Origin of the sequence: Arthrobacter sp. OAP107 (assembly GCF_040546765.1) — a bacterium.
Taxonomy (GTDB): Bacteria; Actinomycetota; Actinomycetes; order Actinomycetales; family Micrococcaceae; genus Arthrobacter.
Genome location: NZ_JBEPOK010000001.1, coordinates 518,350 through 539,761 on the forward strand (window position 1 = coordinate 518,350; position 21,412 = coordinate 539,761).

Here is a 21,412-nt window from a genome sequence, read left to right on the forward strand (position 1 = left end):
TTGCGTTTTGTCCGGGGTACTGGCTATCCGGGTGCTGGCTAGAGGCCCGCGGTGTTCAGGCTGAGCGTGAAGGTGTTCGGGCCGGTCAGGTGGACCGCAACGTCATTCTTGTGGGCGTTGGCCCGGCTCGAAAAATCGTGCACCAGCGACTCCAGTGTGTGGTCCACTGCGGAACGGTCCCAGATCTTGATCGTCATTGATTCAGCGTTGTCAAAGGTCATTTCTCAGTGCTTTCGTGTCTGGGCAAGGCGCCTATGCGATGCCGCGGAACAGGACAGCCCAGGAACGCTCGGAGGCCGGGGGCAGCTCGACGAGCTCACCGGTTTGGCCTCATTGCGTCCACCAGGATTTTGTTGTGTTTGAACTTCTAAGCCCGTGTCGGAAAGCGTATTCCAAGCAGGCTTCACTCTATGATGCACAGGCGCGGGAAGGCTTTTCAACCGGAAACGGCCCAAATGGCGGGTGAGGTTTGACACATGCCCCTCCGCGCGAACGTACACTTGGGGCCCTCAGGAAACGCTTCCCGAGGGCCCCAAGTGTACGTTCGCGCAGGGTGGGGGCGCCGGAGTCAGCCGTCGTCCTCGTTACTGTTGGCCCCCGTGCCCGGCTTAGCGGATCACCGCCAGCACCGAGCCGGAGGTGATCAGGTCTCCGGCTCCGGCGGCCACGCCGGAAAGAACGCCGCCCCGGTGGGCGGGGACGCTGGTTTCCATCTTCATGGCCTCCAGGACCACCACGGGATCGCCGGCGGTCACTTCGGCGCCCGGCTCCACGAGCCACTTCACCACGGTGCCGCTCATGGCGGCGCGGAGTTCCGCCGGGTCGGCGGCGCGGGCAGCGCCATCGCCTGAACCGCCGTCGGAGGGGCCGCCGTCGGACAAGCCGGCGGCTGCGGCGTCCAGACCGCCGGGAAGCGCCTGGCCCGAGCGTGCCCAGCCGTCCAGCAGGTCAGCCGGCAGCCCAACGGCAAGCCGGCGGCCGTCCACGTCCACGGTGATGGTGCGCCGGCGGCCTTCCGGGCCGGAGGGGCTGAAATCGGGATCGGCCGGGACGCTGTCCGCGAAGTCTGTCTCGATCCAGCGGGTGTGGACATCCAGCCCGGTCTCGGAGGTGAAGTCGGGAGCCTCCACCACGGCGCGGTGGAAGGGGAGAACGGTGGCCACTCCGGTGATGCTGATTTCGGCCAGGGCCCGGCGGGCGCGGCGCAGCGCCTGCTGGCGGTCGGCGCCGGTGACGATCAGCTTCGCTAGGAGCGAGTCGAACTGCGGCGCCACGAAGGAACCTGAGCGGACTCCGGTGTCCAGCCGGATGCCGGGGCCGGTAGGTACGGTGAACCCGCTGACGGTGCCGGGGGAGGGCAGGAAGCCGCGCCCCACGTCCTCGGCGTTGATCCGGAATTCAAACGCATGGCCGCGGGGGGCCGGATCTTCGGTGTGGCGGAGCCGCTCTCCTGCGGCGATCCGTAACTGCTCCTGGACCAGGTCGATGCCCGTGGTTTCCTCGGTGATGGGATGTTCCACCTGCAGCCGCGTGTTCACCTCGAGGAAGGCGACCGTGCCGTCGGCGGCGACCAGGAACTCCACCGTCCCCGCACCCGAGTAGCCGGCTTCCCGGCAAACTGCCTTGGCGGCGTCGTAAATCTGGGTCCGCTGGCTCTCGCTAAGGAACGGCGCCGGGGCTTCCTCCACCAGCTTCTGGTGGCGCCGCTGGAGGGAGCAGTCCCGGGTTCCGACGACGATGACGTTGCCGTGGGTATCGGCCAGCACCTGTGCTTCGACATGGCGCGGCCGGTCCAGGTAGCGCTCCACAAAGCATTCGCCCCGGCCGAACGCTGCGACCGCCTCGCGCACTGCGGAATCGAAGGCCTCCTCCACCTCCTCCAGGTTCCGGACCACCTTCAGCCCGCGTCCGCCGCCACCGAACGCTGCCTTGATGGCGATCGGGAGCCCGTGCTCCGCCGCGAAGGCGCGGGCCTCGGCGGCGGACTCCACCGGACCGTCGCTGCCGGCGACAAGCGGGGCGCCGGCGCGGACGGCGATCTCGCGGGCCGTGATCTTGTTGCCGAGCTGGCGGATGGCCTCCGGCGACGGCCCGATCCACGCGAGCCCGGCATCCAACACCGCCTGCGCAAAGTCCGCGTTCTCGGACAGGAAGCCGTACCCGGGATGGACCGCATCCGCCCCGGAAGACGCAGCCGCGCCGAGGAGCTTCCCGATGTTCAGGTAGGTGTCCGCCGGGGAGTTGCCGCCAAGGCTGAACGCCTCGTCAGCGGCGGAAACGTGCATGGCGTCGGCGTCGATGTCTGCATACACAGCCACGGAGGCCAGCTGTGCATCGTCGCAGGCCCGGGCGATCCGGACGGCGATTTCGCCGCGGTTGGCAATAAGGACCTTGTGCATCAGTTACTCGCTTTTCTTGGTGGAGTCTGTTCGTGTGACGTCTGTTCGGGTGAAGTCTGTGTTGGGGGCGATGCGGAAGCGGATCCTCCCGCCGATCGGGACCTGCGCGGCCAGGTCGAGCTGGTGGTCCACTACCACGCCGATCACCGGGTAGCCGCCGGTGATGGGATGGTCGGCGAGGAAGAGGACGGGCAGGCCCTCCGGCGGCATCTGGATGGCACCCGCCACCGTTCCTTCGCTGGGCAGCTCGCCCGTGCGGCTGCGCTCCAGGGGTGTTCCCTGCAGCCGCATGCCCACGCGGTTGGACTCCGGCTTGACCGTCCAGTCCTGGGCGCAGAGGGAGTCAAGGGCGGCCTGGTCGAACCAGTCCGCGCGCGGGCCCGGAACGATGTCCAGCACGGTGATTCCGCTGCTCGGGTAGTCGGGCTGGATTTCCGGACTGCCCACAACGCCGGACTCGGCCGCGCCGCCGGAGGGCAGCAGCTGGCCGGCCGCCAGCGGCTTCGGCCCGATCCCGGACATCGTGTCCGTGGAGCGGCTGCCCAGCACTTCCGGGACATCGATGCCGCCGCGGACCGCCACGTAGCTGCGGAAGCCGGCGTCGGGAACCCCGATGGTCAGGATTTCGCCGTCCAGGAGGGCGAACGGCGCGGCCACCGGAACGGTGCGCTGCCGATCCTCTGTGCCGGTTTCCTCGTCGGGGGAGGCCGACGGCGTCACGACGTTATGTGCCGACGGCGCCCCCGTTACGGCCAGGACCTGGTCGCCGACGGCCTGGATTTTGAGCCCGCCGGCCACGGTCTCGATGGCGGCCGCGGACGGCGCGTTCCCGACCAGGCGGTTGGCCCGGCGGAGCGAGGCCCGGTCCAGCGCTCCGGCAGCGGAGACGCCTAAGGCCGAATGCCCCTGCCGGCCAAGGTCCTCGATGAGGCTGTGGATTCCGGGCGACAGGATACGGAGTCCCGAGGTGGTTGCCGGGAATGCCTGCTGGCCGCCGGCTTGCCGGCTCTCCTGTGTTGCTTCGTCGGAGCTTTCAGGGTTGAGCGTGACGACGTCGCGGACGGCGCGGAACTGGACCCGGTGACCCGGGCTGGCCAGCGCGGGTTCGGGGCGGTCGAGGTCCCACATCTTGGCTCCGGTGCGGCCGATCAGCTGCCAGCCGCCGGGCGACTTGCGCGGGTAGACGGCCGAATAGTTGCCGGCCAGCGCCACCGATCCTGCCGGGACCGCGGTGCGCGGGGAACTCCGGCGCGGAACCTCCAGCGCCTGGTTTTCGCCCACCATGTAGCCGAAGCCGGGTGCGAATCCCGCGAAGGCAACGGTCCAGACCTGACCGGTGTGGGCTGCAACAACGCCATCGGCACCGAGGCCGGTCAGCTGCCCCACTTCGGCGAGATCCTCGCCGTCGTACACGGTGTCTATGACGACGAGGCCCCCGGCCTGTTCCGCCGGTGCCGTGAGGTCGAGCTCCAGGAGGGCCTGCCCGATCCGCCGTGCAGCGGCGGGGGATTCGGCCCTGACCATGACGGTTTCGGCGGCGGCCAGGACGTCCTGCTGGCCCGGCAGCGGAGACTCGAGCAGCGCGGCCTGCAGGGCGAGCACGTCCTGCGTTCCGGATACCACGGCGAGGACGGTGCGTGTTCCCACCGGCCGCACCGCGCGCACCCTGCCGGGACGGGCGGCGGATGACGCGGAGGGCATGTGGTCTGTGGTGTCTGCCATCGGGTCCTGGATCCGTCGCTTCATGCTGGACAGTCGCTTCATGCTAGACGAACGCCTTGATGGTGATGCCGGCGGCGTCGAGAGCGCGCTTCACGGCGACGGCCATGGCCACCGCGCCCGGGGAATCCCCATGGACGCAGACCGATTCGGCGTTGATCACCAGATCCGAACCGTCGATCGCGGTGATGGCCTCACCGGTGGTCATCTGCAGGACACGGGCGGCAACCGCCTCCGGGTCCTCCAGCACGGAACCGGGCTGCGAGCGCGAGGTCAGCGTGCCGTCCGGGTTATAGGCGCGGTCTGCGAACGCCTCGGAAACGGCGCGGAGGCCAGCGGACTCGGCGAGCCGCAGCACTTCGGACCCGGGCAAACCAAGGATGGGCAGGCCCGGATCCACCGACTTCACCGCGTCCACCACCGCGCGTGCCTGGGCGGTGTTGTGGACGATGGCGTTGTAGAGGCCGCCGTGCGGCTTCACGTAGCGGACCTTGGTGCCGGCCGTCGCGGCCAATGCCTGCAGGGCGCCGATCTGGTAAACGACGTCGTCGGCCAGTTCGCGGGGGTCGACCTCCATGTAGCGCCGGCCGAATCCGGCCAGGTCGCGGTAGCCCACATGGGCGCCGACCACCACGCCGGACTTGGCGGCCGCCTCGCAGGTGGACCGGATGACACTGGGATCGCCGGCGTGGAACCCGCAGGCGACGTTGGCGCTCGATACCGAGGCCATCATGGCGGCGTCGTCTCCCAGGCTCCATCGCCCGAAGGATTCACCGACGTCGCTGTTCAGATCTATTGCGTGCATTGTGACCCTCATCTCAACTTGTCCTTAGATAAGGATGCACCCTTCGGCGGAAATGTTCAACAATTCAACAATCCGATTGTGGGTGGTTCGTGTAAATTCGGTGTATGGCCACAGTGAATCCGAGTTCAGGTGCATCCCGTCTCCGCGTTGCTGTGCCATCGGTGGCCGCGCGCGTGGCCAGCGAACTCCGCCTCCAGATTGCCGAAGGTGCGCTGCTGCCCGGCTCGAAGCTGAAGGAAGAAGCCCTTTCCGAAGAGCTCGGGGTTTCCCGGAACACCGTGCGCGAGGCCTTTGCCGAACTCGCCAGCGAGCGGCTGGTGGTCCGGCTGCCCAACCGCGGCGTCTTTGTGGCAAGCCTCGAAGCCAGCGACATCCATGACGTGTATGCCGTCCGGCGCGCCATCGAAGTCAGCGCCGTCCGGGGCGGCGGCAGTGCCGAGAGCATTGCGGCCGTGCGGGCCGCAGTGGAAGAGGGAAAGCAGGCGGCCGAGGCCGGCGACAGTGAGGGACTGGGCAGTGCCAACCAGCATTTCCACCGTGCCCTCGTAGCCATGGCCGGCAGTGAACGGCTCAACATCATCATGTCGCAGGTGCTGGCTGAGATGAGGCTGTTCTTCCACAAGGCCTCCATTGACGGCGGCTTCTACCAGGACTACCTGCCGGATAACGAGCAGATCTGCAAGGCGCTGGAGGCCGGGGAGTACGAGCGTGCCGCCGGGCGCCTCCTCGCCTACCTCGACAAATCGGAGCAGCACCAGACCGCCGTTCACTCGTCCTGACCAACGGCCCCCTCCAGCGCCCCTAATCCGGCGCGAACGGACACTTGTGGCCCCCGGGAAACGCTTCCTGGGGGCCACAAGTGTCCGTTCGCGCTTAAGCCGTGCAGCTATCCCACCCCTTGACGGTGTGATCCAGGTCGCGTAACCTGTTCGTCAACCGTTGGATTGTTCAACACTTCCACAATCCAACAGAAAGCTCCGTTTTCGGCGGCTGCCCGGGGGAAGCCGCCACCAGCCCCAATGCCCGCGCCCTGACAACGTCGCAGGCCCGGGCAGACGGGCGCACCAGCGCATCCGTGCCACAACGGATGGGCATCCATACTCTTTCTGGAGGAACAAATGGCCAATCAACCCGCAATGGCCGCCGCAGTGAACAGGCCCGCCGTCGGACGCAAGGATATGTACAAGGCGTTCGCGGCCAGCCTCACCGGCACCGCGCTGGAGTTCTATGACTTCGCGGTCTACTCCGCCGCGGCCGCCATCGTTTTCCCGCTGATCTTCTTTCCGGCGTCGGACCCTGTGACCGGCACCCTGCTGGCGTTCTCGACCTACGCGGTGGGCTACATTTCCCGGCCGGTCGGCGGCATCATCTTCGGCCGGCTGGGCGATGAGATCGGCCGCAAGAAGATCCTGGTCTTCACGCTGATGCTGATCGGCGTGGCCACCTTCCTCATCGGCCTGCTGCCCACCTACGGCAACATCGGCATCCTCGCACCGGCGATCCTCGTCTTCCTGCGCTTCGCGCAGGGCGTGGGCGTCGGCGGCGAATGGGGCGGCGCCGTCCTGCTCTCCAGCGAATTCGGGGAACCCAGCCGGCGCGGCTTCTGGGCCTCCGCGGCGCAGATCGGCCCGCCCGCCGGCAACCTCCTGGCCAATGGCGCGCTCGCCGTCCTGACGCTGACGCTGTCCGAGCAGGCATTCCTGGACTACGGCTGGCGGATCGCCTTCGTGATCTCGGCCCTGCTGGTGGCGTTCGGGCTGTGGATCCGCCTGAAGCTTGAAGACACTCCGATCTTCAAGGCCATGGAAGCCCGCGGCGAGCAGCCCAAGGCCCCCATCCGGGAACTGCTCGCCACCCAGCGCCGGCCGCTCCTGGCCGCCATGCTCAGCCGCATCGGCCCGGACGTCCTCTACGCACTGTGCACCGTGTTCACCCTGACCTACGGCATGAAGGAACTCGGCTTCGACCGCGGGCAGGTCCTCGTCGCCGTTCTCATCGGCTCCGGCCTCCAGCTCTTCACCATGCCGCTGGCGGGCGCCGTCTCCGACCGGATCAACCGGCGCCTCGTCTACGGCATCGCGGCAGTCGCCACCGCCGTGTGGGCCTACCTGTTCTTCATCGTGCTGGAAGGCCGCTCCCCGGTGATGCTGATTGTGGGCACCGTGCTGGGCCTGCTGTGCCACTCCTTCATGTACGGACCGCAGGCCGCGTTCGTCGTCGAGCAGTTCTCCCCGCGCCTCCGCTCCACCGGCAGCTCCCTGGCCTACACCTTCGCCGGCATCGCCGGTGGAGCCATCGCACCGTTCATGTTCACCTTGCTGCAGAGCACCTTCCACAGCTGGGTTCCTGTGGCCATCTACCTCACCGTTGCCTGCCTGCTGACAGTAGTGGGCCTTGCCCTCGGCCGCGACTCAAACGTCGCCGAGGACGAGGAATACCTGCGGGCGTCGGCGGAACCTACCGAAAGCGCAGCCCGATGATCCAGACGAATGCCACCCTGCCGCCGTCGGAAGCCCGCCGCCAGTTCCGCGACGGCCTGGTCACACCCACCTCCGGCTGGAGCGACGGCTATACCCAGACCAACCTGATCGCCGTGACCGCGGACTACGCAGACGAGTTCCTCGAATTCTGCCGGCTGAACCCCAAGCCCTGCCCGGTCATCGACGTCATTCCCGCGGGGCAGTACGAAAGTTCCCTCGCCAAAGGCTCCGACATCCGCACCGACATCCCCGCCTACGCGGGTGTGGGAAGACGGCGTCCTGGCCGCCGAGGTCCAGGATGTCCGCCCGCTCTGGCGCGATGACATGGTGGGGGTGCTCATCGGCTGCAGCTTCACCTTCGAGGCTGCGCTTGCCGCCGAGGGCATCCCGCTCCGCCACACCGAGACGGGGCGCAACGTCCCCATGTACCGTACGAATATCGAGTGCACACCGGCAGGGCGGATCCACGGCCCGATGGTCGTCTCGATGCGGCCCATGCCGGCCGAACTGGTGGATACTGCCATCCGGGTCACGGCCGAGGTGCCCCAGGTCCACGGCGCGCCGGTGCACGTCGGTTCACCCGGGGAGCTCGGCATCGCCGATATCTCCCGCCCCGACTTCGGTGACGCCGTGGACATCCGGCCCGGCGAGGTGCCCGTGTTCTGGGCCTGCGGGGTAACGCCGCAGAGCGCCGTGATGGCATCCCGGCCGGCCTTCGCCATCAGCCACGCTCCCGGGTACATGTTCATTACGGATGTCCCGGAGAGCGCGTACCGGGTGCGGGCAGGGGAGCAGGACTAGAAGCTCCGTGCGTTGGCCAGTACGGGCAGCTTTGCCCGGACCTCGGGGATGACGGAGGGATCGACGTCGACCACGGCCAGTTCGGGTTTGGCGCCCAGTGCCACCAGCGCGGCACCCAGCGGCGACACCACCGCGCTGTGGCCGATCCCGGTGGGCGCGGCGTCGGCGGACGGCAGCCCGAGGGTTCCCGGATCGCCCTGGCCGCACGCCACCACAAACGTGGTGCTGTCCACGGCCCGGGCGCGGACCAGCAGGTCCCACTGCTCCGCCTTGCCTTCGCCCGCACCCCAGGACGCGCAGACGATGTTGATGGCCGCGCCGGCCCTGGCGTTGGCCGTGAACAGTGCAGGGAAGCGGACGTCGTAGCAGGTGGCAAGGCCAATGGTGGTGCCGTTGAGGTCGAAGGTCACCGGCGCCGTTCCCGCATCCACCGAATCGGATTCGGCGAATCCGAACGCGTCAAAGAGGTGGATCTTGTCGTAGGACGCGTCGAGCCCCGGCCCGGTGACCAGTAGCGTGTTCCGCACCCGGCCGCCGTCGCCGGGCGTGAACATGCCAACCACGACGGCGATGTCCAGGTCCCGGGCAATGGCCCGTACCGCTGTGGCCCACGGCCCGTCCAGCGGTTCGGCGACCTCGGCCAGCGGATTGCCGAAGGCGCGCATGGCAGCCTCGGGGAACACCACCAGCTCGGCACCTGCCGCCTTTGCCCGCGTGGCGTATCCTCGGATCAGCCCGAGGTTGGCCGTGGGGTCGGCGCCGGTGACGATTTGGGCGACTGCTAAACGCATGGATCTGCTCTTCTCTGTTGTATACCTGATGTATGCGAAAAAATTCGGGGACGGCGGCGTCCGGCCGGGAGAAGGCGTACGCCTACCTTCGTGAGAACATCCTGACCGACCCGGAGATGCAGGGGCGCTTCCTGAACGAGCAGGAGCTGGCCGCCGAGATCGGGGTCTCCCGCACCCCTGTCCGCGAGGCCCTGCTGCTGCTGGTCTCCGATGGGCTGGTGGAACTCATCCCGCAACGCGGCGCCTATGTGCCGCCGGTGACCGGCCGCGAAATCTCGGAGCTCATGGAGCTGCGCGGCGTGCTGGAAAGCCACGCCGCCCGCCTTGTCATTGAGCACCGGAGCGTGCCGGCGGACCAGATGCAGGACACCCTCGACCAGCAGGCCAGGCTGCCGGAAAACGAAGGTGCGGAGGCCGCGCAGGAGTTCATCCGGCTGGACACCCTCTTCCACCAGCAGCTCATTGACGCCGCGGGCAACGAGCTCATCTCCAGGACCTACAGCAAGCTGCATGTCCGGCAGATCGTCGTCGGGGTTTCCGCACTGTTCCGGACGGGAGGCCGGCGCGAGCAGGTGTGCTCCGAACACCAGGACATCCTCGATGCCCTGGTGTCCGGAGACGCGGCAAAGGCGCAGGAAGCCATCGACCATCACCTGGCCGTCACCCGCGACGTCCTTCTCCGCACCTGACCTTAGCCGCCGATATCTGGACAAAAACCCGACTAGACGGCGCCGGACTGCTGGCGGGCCGATGCCGAGCCTTCCAGGAGCAGCCGGTAATCCAGGTCCTCCACGGTGTCGTTGTCCCGGCCGAGGGCCAGCCCCACCACGGTCACAGCCGAAGCAACGGCCACGTAGATGGCCACCGGAGTCCAGGTGCCAAACTCGGCGAGCAGCACCGTGAACAGCAGCGGCGCGATGGCGCCGCCGATGACTCCCGCGAACGTGTAGGCCAGCGAACTGCCGGTGGAGCGGAGGCGCGGGGAGAACTGCTCCACGATGAAGGCCGCCTGCGGACCGTACATGAAGGAGTGCGCCATCAGACCGAGGACGATGCCCACGATGAGCATCGGCTGGTTGTTTCCGCCGAGGACGCCGAAGAAGATGAACGTCCAGACGGCGCCCACCACAGCGCCGACGCCGTAGACCAGGCGGCGGTTGAATCGGTCGGAGACGGCGCCTGCCAGCGGGATCATGAACAGCTGGAACGCTGAGCCGATCAGGACGGCGGTCAGCACCTGGTTGCGCTCGTAGCCGAGGACCTGGATGCCGTAGGTAAGCGTGAAGACGGTGAACAGGGCGTACAGCACGTCGGGGCCCACGCGGCACAGGATGGCGGCGATCAGCGGGCGGAGTTCCTTGCTGAAGACTTCGCGGACGGGTGCATGGGGCTGTTCGCCGTGGGCTGCGATGGCCTTGAAAATAGGGGTGTCCTCCAGCCTCAGCCGGATCCACAGGCCGAAACCGACCAGCACAGCCGAGACCAGGAACGCGATGCGCCAGCCGAAGCTCAGGAACTGCTCCTCGGTAAGTGTGACGGTCAGAACGGCGAGGGCGCCGTTGGCCAGCAGGTTGCCGGCGGGCGGGCCCACCTGGGCCGCGGAGGCCCAGAAGCCGCGGCGGTGGGGGTCGCCGTACTCGCTGGAGAGCAGGACCGCGCCGCCCCATTCGCCGCCCACACCCACGCCCTGGGCGAACCGCAGGAGAACCAGGAGGATTCCGGCAGCGGGGCCGATGTTGGCGTAGCCGGGCAGGACGCCGATGAGCACAGTGGCCACGCCGATGATCATCAGCGTGGTCACCAGGACCTTCTTGCGGCCAATGCGGTCCCCGAGCCGGCCGAAGATGATCCCGCCGACCGGGCGGGAAACGTAGCCGACGGCGTAAGTGGAGAAGGCGAGGATGGTCCCGGTCAGGGGATCGGTCGCCGGGAAGAAAACGACGGGAAATACGACGGCGGCCGCCGCCGAGTAGACGGCGAAGTCGTACCACTCGAGGGCGGTGCCGGTGAGGCTGGCGGCAAAGGCCTTGTACAGGCCCTTGGGGTGAACTGTCGGGTGCGGGGCGGCGTGCGGATGGGGCGTGCTGCCGGGACCCGGAACTGGAGCGTTGGCCATGGTGTTTGTCCTCCACGAGGTTTTTCTAGTGACGCCTGTCACGCTGGCGTTAAATGTATACATTACGCATACTGGATGTACATTGGCGACCGTTTCCGGTTTCCGCTTGTAAAAATTTCTGCAGCAGCACATGCAAAGGATGGATCCACGATGACGACTCTTAGCTTTGAACTACCGGACGGCCGCACGCAGGATGTGGAGGTCAGGCACCTCCTGAATGCGGGCTACGCTGGGCGTGAGCAGGATGAAGTCCAGGCCCATATCGCTGAGCTCGCTGAACTTGGCGTTCCGGGCCCGGCTACTACTCCCGCCCTGTATCCAGTGTCCCCCTATCTGGCCCAGCAGGTATCGGAAGTCCGGGTGCAGCATGAACGCACCTCCGGAGAGGCGGAATGGGCGCTTGTCATTACCGAGGAAGGCGTGCTGCTCACGGCCGCCTGCGACCACACGGACCGCGCACTCGAGGTGCACGGCGTGGCCTGGAGCAAAAATGCGAGCCCGGACGTGCTGGGCCGGAAGGCGTGGCGGCTCGATGACGTCCGGGACCACCTGGACCAGATCACCCTCAAGGCCTGGGTGGGGGAGGGCGACACCCCCGACACCCTCATTCAGGACAGCTCACTCGAAGCCCTGCTGACCCCTGACTACTGGCTGGACGTCCTCACCCAACGCGGACTCAATGCCCCCGGAACTGTGCTCATCTCCGGCACGGTTGCCATGACCGGCGGCGTGAACCAGTTCGCCCGCAGCTGGAAGGTGGAGATGGCCGATCCCGTGACCGGCACCTCCGTGGACGTCCGGTACGTCGTGGAACAGATGGCCGAGCCGATCGGCTGACGCTTACGCCGCCCTCTTCTTCCGCACCGTCAGGTAGAGCCGGTGGGCTGTGACTACAAGGGCCAGCCAGGCCGCGCCGAGTGACCACGCGGCGAGGACATCCGTGAGCCAGTGGTGGCCCAGGTATACCCTGCTCAGGCCCATGGCCGCGGCGAAAACCGCGGCCGCCGCCCCGGTGAGAACCCGGCTGCGGGTTGTCTTCAGCCGCAGGATGATCAGGTAGGCGACGATTCCCGCGATCACCACCGCATTTAGGGAATGGCCGCTGGGAAACGACGCCGAGTGCTCGTAGGGCGGTACGGCGTCGCTGAGGTCGGGGCGGGCGCGGCCGATCAGCCGCTTCCCCGCGATGGTCATCAGCAGGGAGCCCAGGCCTGCGGTCACGACCAGGATGACGGGCGTCCACGACCGCCGGCGGTAGGCCAATGCACCCATGGCGGTCAGGGCGAGGATTGGCATGCCGATGGTGCCGCCCACGTCGGTGAAGGCCGTGACGGCCACGTCCAGGCCGGGGGAGCGCAGGCTCTTGCCGGCCGCCAGTACTGGATGGTCGAGGCCGGCCACCCCATCAGCCTGGACCACGGACTCGTACACGTCCGCGAAGGCGGCCGTCAGTATTGCGGCAATGACAGCACCCGCCATCAGGGTCAGGACCAACGCGCCGTGCGGCCCCAGGATCTGGCTGATCCGCTGGACGGCGCCGACCAGGAAGCGCCCGAACCGGCTCTGCCAGCGGGTGAGGTCCTTGCCGCCCACGGTCGTGTCCTGGCGGAGCTCGCCGCGGACGCCTGTTTGCGGCGTTCCCTGCTTGTCGGTCAGCGGTCCGCCGGGCATCGGGGTGTCAGCCAGCGGTGTGTCGGTCAACGGCCTGTCGGCCAACGGTTCGTCAGGCAATTCAAGGGTCCTGTCTCTCGTCGTCGGCACTGCGATCGGCAGCAAGGCATTTAGTAAGCAACCTTACTGGTTGTTGGGCGCAGCCGTCCACGGAAACAGGAAAGCGGACGACGGGGGGAACCACCCGCCGTCGTCCGCCTTACTAACTCAGGCGCTCAGTTCATCCGGGCTGTGGTGGGCGTTGCCGGACATTGCGCGGGCGCGGCCGGCCTTGGCCCGGTAGGAGGACAGGAAGGTGGCGATGCGGCGCACTGCCTCGCGGATGTCGTCCACGGCGGGCAGGATGACGAACCGGAAATGGTCCGTGGCGTGCCAGTGGAACGCCGTTCCATGCGAGACCAGGATTTTCTGGTCCTGCAGCAGGTCAAGGACGAACTGCTCGTCGTCCACGAACGGATACATCTCCGCGTCCAGTTTCGGGAAGAGGTACATCGCGCCGGCGGCCGGCACGCAGCTCACGCCGGGAATCTCGTTGAGGAGCCGGCAGGCGAGGTCGCGCTGTTCCCGCAGCCGGCCGCCGGGCCGGATTAGGTCCGTGATGCTCTGGTAGCCGCCCAGCGACGTCTGGATCGCGTGCTGAGCGGGAACATTGGGGCAGAGCCGGAGCGAGGCCAGCAGTTCGAGGGACTCCCGGTAGGCTGCGGTGGCCCAGCGCGGACCGGAAACCGCCACCCAGCCGGCACGGTAGCCGGGCATCCGGTACGCCTTGGACAGGCCGGAGAAGGTCAGCACCGGAATGTCCCTGGCCACGGAGGCCGTGTGGATGTGGACGTTCTCATCGAACGTGATCTTCTCGTAGATCTCGTCGGAGAACAGCACCAGGTCGTGCCGCCGGGCCAGATCGGCGAACCCCTCCAGAATCTGCCGGGGATAGACGGCGCCGGTCGGGTTGTTGGGGTTGATCAGCACGATGGCCCGCGTGCGGTCGGTGATCTTCGCCTCGACGTCGGCCATGTCCGGCCACCAGTTGTTCTCCTCATCGCACATGTAGTGCACGGCGCTGCCGCCGCAGAGCACGGTGGCAGCAGTCCACAGCGGATAGTCCGGTGACGGGATGAGGACCTCGTCACCGACCTCCAGGAAGGCCTGCAACGTCATGGAAATGAGCTCGCTGACCCCGTTGCCGATGAAGATGTCCTCGACGCCGATCTCCATCAGGCCCTTGGTCTCGTAGTACTGCGAGATGGCGGTCCGGGCGGAGAAGATGCCCTTCGAATCGCTGTAGCCCTGCGCCTCGCGCAGGTGGTGGATCATGTCCACCACGATGGACTCCGGCGCATGCAGGCCGAACGGCGCCGGATCCCCCAGGTTCATGCGCAGGATGCTGTGGCCTTCCGACTCCATCTTCTTCGCCGCATGCTGCACCGGACCCCTGAGGTCGTACCGGACATCCTGCAATCGGCTGGAATTCTGCATGGCGCGCATGAGGCATGTTTTCACAGCTGCGCCGCTCCGGACAATGTGAACCGTGCAGCCCTGCCGGGGCCTCCGCGACGGGCAGCATCCGTGCCCTCGCAGAGCCTTGCCGAATCGGTTATGGTGCGGGCATGGCCAGTGACCCGATTGCTGATTATGCCCTGCTCTCCGACTGCCGATCCGCCGCGCTGGTGGGGGCCGGGGGATCGGTGGACTGGCTGTGTTTTCCGCGCTTTGACAGCCCCTCAATTTTTGGCCGGATCCTCGGCGAGGAGGCCGGCTTCTGGGCGATCCGGCCGGCGGACGTGACCGGCACGTCGCGGCGCTACGTGGGCCGAGCATGGTCCTTGAAACGGCGTACGCCACAGGGGCCGGGACGGTGACGGTGACCGATGCCCTGCTGCTCGGCGACGGCAACCGCGGCCACGAGTTGGGTGCCGGCTCGCCCGGGGCCCTGCTGCGCAGCGTCAGGTGCACAGGCGGCGAAGCCGTGGTGGACGTGATCTTCGACCCCCGGCCCGAATACGGCCTGGTCCGGCCCCTGCTGCAACAGACCGCCGGCGGCCTGCTCGCCCGCGGCGGAGCCGACGTGCTGGCCCTGTCCAGCCCGGTCGCGTTCGAGCTCGACGGCGGACCTGCCCGGGCCCGGCTGTCCCTGCGGACCGGCGACGTGGTGCACTTCGTCCTTCACCACCGGCACAGCTGGCAGGACCGGCCGCCCCTGTGGGACCAGCCGGAAGCAGCACGCCGGCTCGAGGACACGCTGGAGGGCTGGCGCAGCTGGTCGGACCTCCACCAGGGCTACCACGGACCCTGGCAGGATCTGGTCAACGCCAGCGGACGGTTCCTGCAGGCACTGACGTACTATCCCACCGGGGCCATGATCGCCGCCGCCACCACGTCGCTGCCCGAAGTGGCGGGCGGCACCCGCAACTGGGATTACCGGTACACCTGGATCCGGGACGCGAGCATGACGCTGCAGGCGTTGTGGGTGGCGGCGTGCCCGGATGAGGCAGGAAAGTTCTTCCAATTCCTGGCCGCCGCGGTGGCGACGCAGCAGGACGGCGAGGACCTGCAAATCATGTACGGCATCGGCGGCGAACGGGACCTGTCCGAGCGCGAGCTTGCGCACCTTCCGGGCTGGCGTTCCAGCAGGCCGGTGCGGGTGGGCAACGGCGCATGGCAGCAGCGCCAGCTCGACATCTACGGGGAGCTGCTGGACTCCGCGGCCCGGCTGCCGGAACTCCTCGCCGGCCTGGAACCGGAGACGAAACGGTTCCTGGCCGACGCGGCGGACCGCGCTGCTGCCCGCTGGCAGGCACCGGACCACGGCATCTGGGAGGTCCGCGGCGAGCCCCGCCATTTCCTGCACTCTAAGCTCATGTGCTGGGTGGCCGTCGACCGCGCCATCCGGCTGGCCGAAGCCTTGGACGCCCAGGACCGGGTCCGGGACTGGGAGCAGGCACGGGAGGAGATCGCTGCCACGATCCGCGGCCAGGGCTGGAGCGATGCGGCGAACGCCTACACCCAGGCATTCGGCTCGGCCGAGCTCGACGCGTCAAGCCTGCTGCTGTGCATCGTGGGCTTCCTGCCCGCCGACGATCCGCGCATGCTGGCCACCATCGACGCCGTGGACCGGCACCTGACCGATGACCGGGGCCTGGTGTACCGCTACCGGGCCGCCGACGGGCTTCCGGGGGAGGAAGGGACGTTCCTGCTGTGCACCTTCTGGCTGGCCCAGGCCCTGGCGCTCGCCGGGCAGACCAAAAGGGCACGGACGGTTTTCGACCGTGCCGCCGGCTTCGCCACGGATCTGGGGCTTCTGGCAGAGGAAGTGTCCGCCGACGGCCGCGAACTGCTGGGGAATTTCCCGCAGGCGTTCAGCCACATCGGGCTCGTCAACGCCGCCTGGGCCATCGCCTCCGCCGAACAGAACGGACAGGACTAGCGCCGGCTCAGAGTTCCGGGACGCATTCCCCGCCGCCCAGAACGGCCAGGCCGGCGAGGTCGCCGGCCGCGAATTCGGTGACGCCGGTGCCTTCCGGGTTCATCAGCTGGGTGGGGTCGTTGACGTGATCCAGCCCCACGACGTGGGCGAGCTCGTGCATGATGACGGCCCGGCCGTACTTCGATCCGTCAGGCCACCGCAGGATGTCCGCGAAATCGGGGGCGTCGAGTGCCACCTGGCCCGCCACCAGAACGTAGGGCTGCCCCTCCACGTACGCGTATCCGCTGCCGCCCAGCCCGTCGACGTCCCCCGCCAGGTCGGGACTCTCCGAAGGATTGGACCAGGCAATGAGCACAGGCGCCCACCGCTTGCCGTACAGGTCCGGCTGGTACGTTTCGCGGTCGTCGCTGGGGGCCTCCGACGTGGGGCCGTCATAAACGAAGCGCAGCCCGGTGGCGGCAGAAACCCTGGACACTGCCTCCTGGATCATCTGGTCGGCACCCGGCGGGGCGTTGTCGGGACGGACCACGTAGTGCACGGGCCGGCAGGGATCGTAGGCGGCGAACAGCTGGCCGGGATCGGGGGATTCCTGCAGGGCGTACGCCTTTGACCCTGTGCTGGCAGGCGGCTGCCCGAGCGGCGCACCGGCGGCCTCGAATCCGGGCGGCGGAACCGGCGCTCCGGGGAGGTACGGCAGAACTGCAGGCAGCACAAAGCGTTCGAATGCCATCGGCACGGCGGATAGGCCCACGAGCAGGGCGATGCCCGCACCGATCGCCCACTTCCTGCCGAGGCGCCTTCTGCGCCGGCCGTAGGCCGGAGCCGGCATGGGGGCGGACGGTCCCGTACGCCACGGGGCCGGGTCCTGCAACGCTCCGAAAGCCTCGTCGACGGCCCACTGCGGAATGCGCCCGCTCGCGGACCGTCGGACGCCCGGCTGCAGTCCCTCGGTGGGAATCGGAGAACCACCAGGCACGCCAAAATCTGGTGCGGGCGGGCCCTCCCGCCAGTTGGAATCCGGACGCAACAGTGTCCCCCTGGTTGTTGCACGTCGCCATCGCGAGAAATGGCTCACCCAAAGCATAAGCGCGCAGGCGACAATGGCTGCCATCAACCTTCCACGCCGTTGCCGCGGTCACCGGACCTGACGTAGCTTCGGGGAAGAACATGCTTGGGAGTTGGCCAGAAGGAGTGTTGAGGATGTGCCTGTTCAAAGGACTTGTGAACGGAGCGCTCGCCGGCGCCGCGGGAACCACGGCGCTGAACGCCGTGAGCTACCTGGACATGGTGTGGCGGGGCCGGGCGGCGAGCACCACCCCCAGCGACTCGGTGGAGCGTCTGGCGGAACGGGCAGGCGTGACCATCCCGGGGACCGAGGCCCAGCGCGGGAACCGGGTAGAGGCCCTTGGCCCGCTGCTCGGGATCGCCACCGGCATGGGCCTCGGCGCTGTGCTGGGGGCGGCCGGATCATTGGGGGTGCGCACCGGGCCGGTCGGGTCGGTGGCGGTGGCCTCCGTGGCCGCCCTGCTGGTCTCGAACGTTCCCATGACCGCCTTGGGCGTGACGGACCCGCGGACCTGGAGTGCAGCGGACTGGGTCGGTGACATCGTGCCGCACGTCGCGTACGGCGCGGTCACGGGGCACCTGCTGGAGCACCTGCCCAAGTAAGTGGCTGTTCCGAAAGAAGCCGAGGCGACCCAGGAGCCCGAGCACTCCCGGCCGGACAGCCGGAAGGCACGCTGGGGCACCCGCTGGGCCACCGTCGTCGCCGTCCTCCAGCGGCTGCTGTACGTGGCCATCACCGCCGCCGTGGGCTGGGCCGTCTACTTCTTCCTGCTCGCCCGGCTGGCCAGGGGGCCGGAGCAGGTGTGGGTGTTCCTCCCCGTCTGGCTGATTGCCGCTTATGCCTTCCTGCCGCGCGTCCACAAGATCCTCAGCGGCCTGTACCTGCCGAACTACTTCATCGGACGTGCCCGCACCGGAGACGGCGTGCTGGGCGATCCGGTCAATCTGGCCGTGATCGGCCCGGCGGATGAGCTGCGCACCGCGATGGTCACGGCGGGGTGGATCGAGGCCGACCCCGTCACCCCGGCCACCGCCTGGCGCACCCTCACCGCGACGCTGCTGGGCCGGAGTTATCCGCAGTCGCCGGTCAGTGCCTTGTACGTTTTCGGCAACAGGCAGGACATGGCGTTCCAGCGGGAAATCGACGGCAACCCGCGCAAGCGGCACCATGTGCGGTTCTGGAAATGCCCGGACGGCTGGATGCTTCCCGGCGGCTTCTCCGTCGACTGGGTGGGCGCCGGAACATACGACAAAAGCGTGGGACTCTCGCTCTTCACGTTCCAGATCACGCACAAGATCGCCGACGGCACCGACGAGGAACGCGACTTCATCATCGGGACGCTGAAAACTGCCAATGCGGTGGAATCAGTGCATGTCATCCGGCACTTCTCCTCCGGCTACCACCACCGCAACGGCGGCGGAGACAGCATCCGCACGGACGGGCACCTGCCCATCATCGACCTCCGGCCGCCGGGCTCCCGGGAGCCGGGCCTGTCTTGACCTGCCGGGGGCGGGAGGACGACGGCGTGACGCACCCGCCGTCGTCCGCTTTCCTTTGGCACAATTTTCCTAAGGCAATCTTCCTTGCGCGGAAGGGCCGTGGAAACTGGGCAACGGAGGTTCAAGACGGCATGAACAACGCGATCATCAAATGCCCCCACTGCGGCCAGGCCAACCGCGTGCCGGCTGCCGCCGGCGGCCGGCCGCGGTGCGCGAAATGCCGCCGTGACCTGCCCTGGGTGGTGGAGGCGGGAGACGACGACTTCGCCGAGATTGCCGAACAGTCCCGGGTGCCGGTGCTGGTGGACTTCTGGGCAACATGGTGCGGACCCTGCCGCATGGTGAGCCCCGTGCTGGACCGGCTGGCACATGAGCGGGCGGGCGAAGTGAAGCTGGTGAAGGTGGATGTGGACAAGGCGCCGCGGCTTTCCGCCCGTTTCGCCATCCAGGCTGTCCCGACGCTGATGGTGATCGTCGATGGAAAGATCGCGGCCCGCCAGGCTGGCGCTGCACCGGCCCCGGTTTTGGACCGCTGGCTCAGGGAGGCGCTTGCGTGAGTGTTGAGATGGCCGGTTTCAGATGGTCCGCGGAGCTTTCGCCAGGTTCTCGGCGAGCTCGGCCGCGTTCTGCCGGACCACGTAGGCCGGGCGGTCGCGCTCGACGCGCCAGCTGTCGGACAGGGGACCGATGTTGACGGTGTCGAAGCCGAACTCGTCGTAGAGCTTCGTCACCAGCTCACTGGCCTCGGGGTAGTCGCTGGCCGTGGCCAGCGCGCGGCGGTTCTGCGTGCCCGGCGGGGTACCGTCCGAGGTGATCTCTTTGGCCATGATGTGGTTGAAGCCCTTGGCCACTTTGGACTCCGGAAGGTGCTCCTGCAGCAGCCCGGACGTGGTGGCTTCCCCGTTGTCCAGTGCCGGGAAGCGGCCGTCCCGCTCCCAGTAATAGTTGTTGGTGTCGACCACGACCTTTCCGGCCAGCGGCTCCACAGGAACGGCCCGGTAGCTCCTGAGCGGAACGGTGACGACCGCGAAGTCGCCCGCTGCCGCGGCCTCTGCAGCGGTGGCTGCCTTCGCCCGCGGTCCCAGCTCCGCAACGAGCCCTGCCAGGGTTTCCGGCCCCCGCGAATTGCTGATCACCACGTCATAGCCGAGTTCCACAGCCTTGCGCGCAACCTGGCTTCCAATGTGTCCTGCACCGATGATTCCGATTGTTGTCATATCTGGCCCAACAGCGGTCAGCCGGCAGGTATTTCGCACGTTACGCCAGACGACTTGCGCCCAACGATTCCATCAGGCGGCGGCGTGGGCTGCCGGAGGCCCGCGCGTGCCCAAGTAGCGGAAGCCGCGAAAATTCGAGTACCTGCTACGGATGCCCCCCGATGCCGTGGCGCATAGGGTTGCTTTATTGGGTGGTGGAAAGTGTGCCGGTGCTACCAATGGCCGGCAGACACTGGGCTGGGACGGCCGCCACGGTTGTTGTCGGACCGGCCGGTCCTCCCCGGCTGATTCGGCACGTCGGTGATCGCCGGACCAGTTGGGCGCAGGGCTTGCCAAAGCCCCGTCGAACGGCCGGCAATCATGGTTGAGTACCCGCTCCGGCCATAAGTTGCCGCCCCACCTGCGAGGGCCCCCATGAACATTTCGAGGTCTGAACTTCCCGTCATCACGGCGGCTGTGAACACGGCACCTGTGAAGGCGGTCCCCGACCAACCTTCCGGCCTGGCTGCGGCCGCCGCCCCGGACGTTGCCGCTGTGCGGCCACAAGGCGACGCATTAGTTCCGGCGCGCGCCGATATCGGCAACTGGCCGGACCCGATGTAAACCGAACCGGACGTAAGAACGCACCGCTGCAGGGGGACGACGGCGGGAGGTCCCGCCGTCGTCGTTCTTGCCGGGGTCTGTCCGGTTCCCCGCAACGCTCCGTTGAAGTGTCAGGCACGCGCCGGAATACTGGAATCGGGACGATGTCCGGCGGCAAGGCGGTGAAAGGTGACAGGCTCAACGAGCGGTGACTTCCGGCGGAAGGTGGAGCGCGCTGCCGAACTCCGTGCCCTCCGGTCCGCCGGCGGGACAGCGGAGGAAGACGCGGAACTGTCCGCCGCCGAGTCCGAAGTGCGGGAAAAGCGCCGGAAGGTCAGCGACGCTGCCCGCGCCGACTACCTGATCCGGGACGCGATGGCGCAGGGAAAGTTCGACAACCTGAAATACTCCGGCAAGCCGATTCCCGGGCTCGGCGAGGGCTACGACCCCGACTGGTGGGTCAAGGGCCTCATCCAGCGCGAGCACCTCAGCGGGCTGGGACCAAAGGCGATCCTGCTGCGAACCGAGGATGCAGAGCTGGACGCCAGACTGGACGCCCAGTACACGGAAAAGCAGGTCCGCGACATCGTCGAGGACTTCAACGCCAGTGTCATCGACGCCCGCCGCCAGTTGCAGGGCGGGCCGCCGGTGGTGACGAAAACCCGCGACGCCGACGTCGAGGTGCAGCGGTGGCGCGAACGGCGGGCGGCGGCGGCCGCGGCTGCACCGGAACCTGTTGCCGAAGCCAAGACGCCCTGGTGGCGGCGCCTGCGCAACCGCTCCTCCTGAATCCTTGCGGGTCCTGACGCCCCGGGGTCCCTGAAGCCCCGCGAGGTGGCACG

General features: G+C 67.9%; 20 protein-coding genes and 1 pseudogene. 11 read left to right on the forward strand and 10 right to left on the reverse strand.

Translation table 11 applies throughout. From position 1 onward, the window contains the following. Window positions 1-38: 38 nt before the first annotated feature. From ABIE00_RS02340 to ABIE00_RS02355, 4 genes are all read right to left on the reverse strand, one after another. Entirely contained in the window at window positions 39-221 is a 183-nt protein-coding gene (locus ABIE00_RS02340) for a hypothetical protein (protein ID WP_331575490.1), read from the reverse strand. Between the two features lie 387 nt (window positions 222-608). Further along, window positions 609-2,399, reverse strand: coding sequence for an ATP-binding protein (locus ABIE00_RS02345; RefSeq protein ID WP_354256246.1), 1,791 nt, complete (start codon window positions 2,397-2,399; stop codon window positions 609-611). Window positions 2,400-2,402: 3 nt separating this feature from the next. Further along, window positions 2,403-4,100 carry a 5-oxoprolinase subunit B/C family protein gene (locus tag ABIE00_RS02350; RefSeq protein ID WP_354263241.1) on the reverse strand — a complete coding sequence of 566 codons (1,698 nt, stop codon included), beginning with the start codon at window positions 4,098-4,100 and terminating at the stop codon, window positions 2,403-2,405. Window positions 4,101-4,164: 64 nt separating this feature from the next. After that, the gene (locus tag ABIE00_RS02355; protein ID WP_354263242.1) at window positions 4,165-4,923 is read right to left on the reverse strand and encodes a LamB/YcsF family protein; all 759 of its coding nucleotides are present in this window, start codon (window positions 4,921-4,923) and stop codon (window positions 4,165-4,167) included. A 104-nt stretch (window positions 4,924-5,027) separates the two neighbouring features. On the opposite strand from ABIE00_RS02355, the gene ABIE00_RS02360 reads away from it, so the two are divergent. The 3 genes and pseudogenes from ABIE00_RS02360 to ABIE00_RS02370 all read left to right on the forward strand — a co-directional run bounded on the left by ABIE00_RS02360 (window position 5,028) and on the right by ABIE00_RS02370 (window position 8,204). Beyond that, on the forward strand, window positions 5,028-5,702 hold the full coding sequence (locus ABIE00_RS02360; RefSeq protein ID WP_354256248.1) for a GntR family transcriptional regulator: 675 nt from the start codon (window positions 5,028-5,030) through the stop codon (window positions 5,700-5,702). 339 nt (window positions 5,703-6,041) lie between these two features. Next, window positions 6,042-7,403, forward strand: coding sequence for an MFS transporter (locus ABIE00_RS02365; RefSeq protein WP_354256250.1), 1,362 nt, complete (start codon window positions 6,042-6,044; stop codon window positions 7,401-7,403). Beyond that, window positions 7,400-8,204: pseudogene (locus tag ABIE00_RS02370) on the forward strand (putative hydro-lyase). The gene ABIE00_RS02365 and the pseudogene ABIE00_RS02370 overlap by 4 nt, the downstream one beginning before the upstream one ends. On the opposite strand, the gene ABIE00_RS02375 reads toward ABIE00_RS02370, so the two are convergent. After that, window positions 8,201-8,995 (reverse strand): carbon-nitrogen hydrolase family protein, encoded by a 795-nt coding sequence (locus tag ABIE00_RS02375; protein ID WP_354256252.1) that lies wholly within the window; start codon window positions 8,993-8,995, stop codon window positions 8,201-8,203. The pseudogene ABIE00_RS02370 and the gene ABIE00_RS02375 overlap by 4 nt on opposite strands. A 32-nt stretch (window positions 8,996-9,027) precedes the next feature. Between ABIE00_RS02375 and ABIE00_RS02380 the strand changes: the two genes are divergently transcribed. Further along, entirely contained in the window at window positions 9,028-9,684 is a 657-nt protein-coding gene (locus ABIE00_RS02380; protein ID WP_354256254.1) for a GntR family transcriptional regulator, read from the forward strand. Between the two features lie 32 nt (window positions 9,685-9,716). On the opposite strand, the gene ABIE00_RS02385 is transcribed toward ABIE00_RS02380, so the two are convergent. Continuing rightward, the gene (locus ABIE00_RS02385) at window positions 9,717-11,111 is read right to left on the reverse strand and encodes an MFS transporter (RefSeq protein ID WP_354256257.1); all 1,395 of its coding nucleotides are present in this window, start codon (window positions 11,109-11,111) and stop codon (window positions 9,717-9,719) included. Between the two features lie 150 nt (window positions 11,112-11,261). On the opposite strand from ABIE00_RS02385, the gene ABIE00_RS02390 reads away from it, so the two are divergent. Then, complete coding sequence (locus tag ABIE00_RS02390) at window positions 11,262-11,948, forward strand: DUF2848 domain-containing protein (protein ID WP_354256260.1); 687 nt, start codon at window positions 11,262-11,264, stop codon at window positions 11,946-11,948. 3 nt (window positions 11,949-11,951) lie between these two features. Here ABIE00_RS02390 and ABIE00_RS02395 read toward each other — a convergent pair whose 3' ends face one another. Then, window positions 11,952-12,782, reverse strand: coding sequence for a phosphatase PAP2 family protein (locus tag ABIE00_RS02395; RefSeq protein WP_354263243.1), 831 nt, complete (start codon window positions 12,780-12,782; stop codon window positions 11,952-11,954). Window positions 12,783-12,989: 207 nt separating this feature from the next. Continuing rightward, a complete protein-coding gene (locus ABIE00_RS02400) occupies window positions 12,990-14,267 on the reverse strand; it encodes a pyridoxal phosphate-dependent aminotransferase (protein ID WP_354256263.1) in 1,278 nt (425 codons plus the stop codon). 122 nt (window positions 14,268-14,389) lie between these two features. Between ABIE00_RS02400 and ABIE00_RS25920 the strand changes: the two genes are divergently transcribed. Continuing rightward, window positions 14,390-14,641: a trehalase-like domain-containing protein gene (locus ABIE00_RS25920; protein WP_502914186.1), complete on the forward strand. Its 252-nt coding sequence runs from the start codon at window positions 14,390-14,392 to the stop codon at window positions 14,639-14,641. Then, a complete protein-coding gene (locus ABIE00_RS02410) occupies window positions 14,599-16,206 on the forward strand; it encodes a glycoside hydrolase family 15 protein (protein WP_502914187.1) in 1,608 nt (535 codons plus the stop codon). The genes ABIE00_RS25920 and ABIE00_RS02410 overlap by 43 nt, the downstream gene beginning before the upstream one ends. 7 nt (window positions 16,207-16,213) lie before the next feature. On the opposite strand, the gene ABIE00_RS02415 is transcribed toward ABIE00_RS02410, so the two are convergent. Further along, window positions 16,214-17,182: a M10 family metallopeptidase domain-containing protein gene (locus tag ABIE00_RS02415; RefSeq protein ID WP_354256266.1), complete on the reverse strand. Its 969-nt coding sequence runs from the start codon at window positions 17,180-17,182 to the stop codon at window positions 16,214-16,216. A gap of 224 nt (window positions 17,183-17,406) precedes the next feature. Between ABIE00_RS02415 and ABIE00_RS02420 the strand changes: the two genes are divergently transcribed. From ABIE00_RS02420 to trxA, 3 genes are all read left to right on the forward strand, one after another. Further along, complete coding sequence (locus ABIE00_RS02420; protein WP_354256269.1) at window positions 17,407-17,874, forward strand: hypothetical protein; 468 nt, start codon at window positions 17,407-17,409, stop codon at window positions 17,872-17,874. Further along, on the forward strand, window positions 17,875-18,771 hold the full coding sequence (locus ABIE00_RS02425) for an LssY C-terminal domain-containing protein (RefSeq protein ID WP_354256272.1): 897 nt from the start codon (window positions 17,875-17,877) through the stop codon (window positions 18,769-18,771). It begins immediately after the preceding gene. Window positions 18,772-18,902: 131 nt separating this feature from the next. Then, window positions 18,903-19,328 (forward strand): thioredoxin, encoded by a 426-nt coding sequence (gene trxA, locus ABIE00_RS02430; RefSeq protein WP_354256275.1) that lies wholly within the window; start codon window positions 18,903-18,905, stop codon window positions 19,326-19,328. A gap of 18 nt (window positions 19,329-19,346) precedes the next feature. Here the strand turns inward: trxA and ABIE00_RS02435 are convergent, their stop codons facing one another. After that, entirely contained in the window at window positions 19,347-20,009 is a 663-nt protein-coding gene (locus ABIE00_RS02435) for an NADPH-dependent F420 reductase (RefSeq protein ID WP_502914266.1), read from the reverse strand. A gap of 750 nt (window positions 20,010-20,759) precedes the next feature. On the opposite strand from ABIE00_RS02435, the gene ABIE00_RS02440 reads away from it, so the two are divergent. Then, on the forward strand, window positions 20,760-21,359 hold the full coding sequence (locus ABIE00_RS02440) for a DnaJ family domain-containing protein (RefSeq protein ID WP_354256281.1): 600 nt from the start codon (window positions 20,760-20,762) through the stop codon (window positions 21,357-21,359). Window positions 21,360-21,412 lie beyond the last annotated feature (53 nt).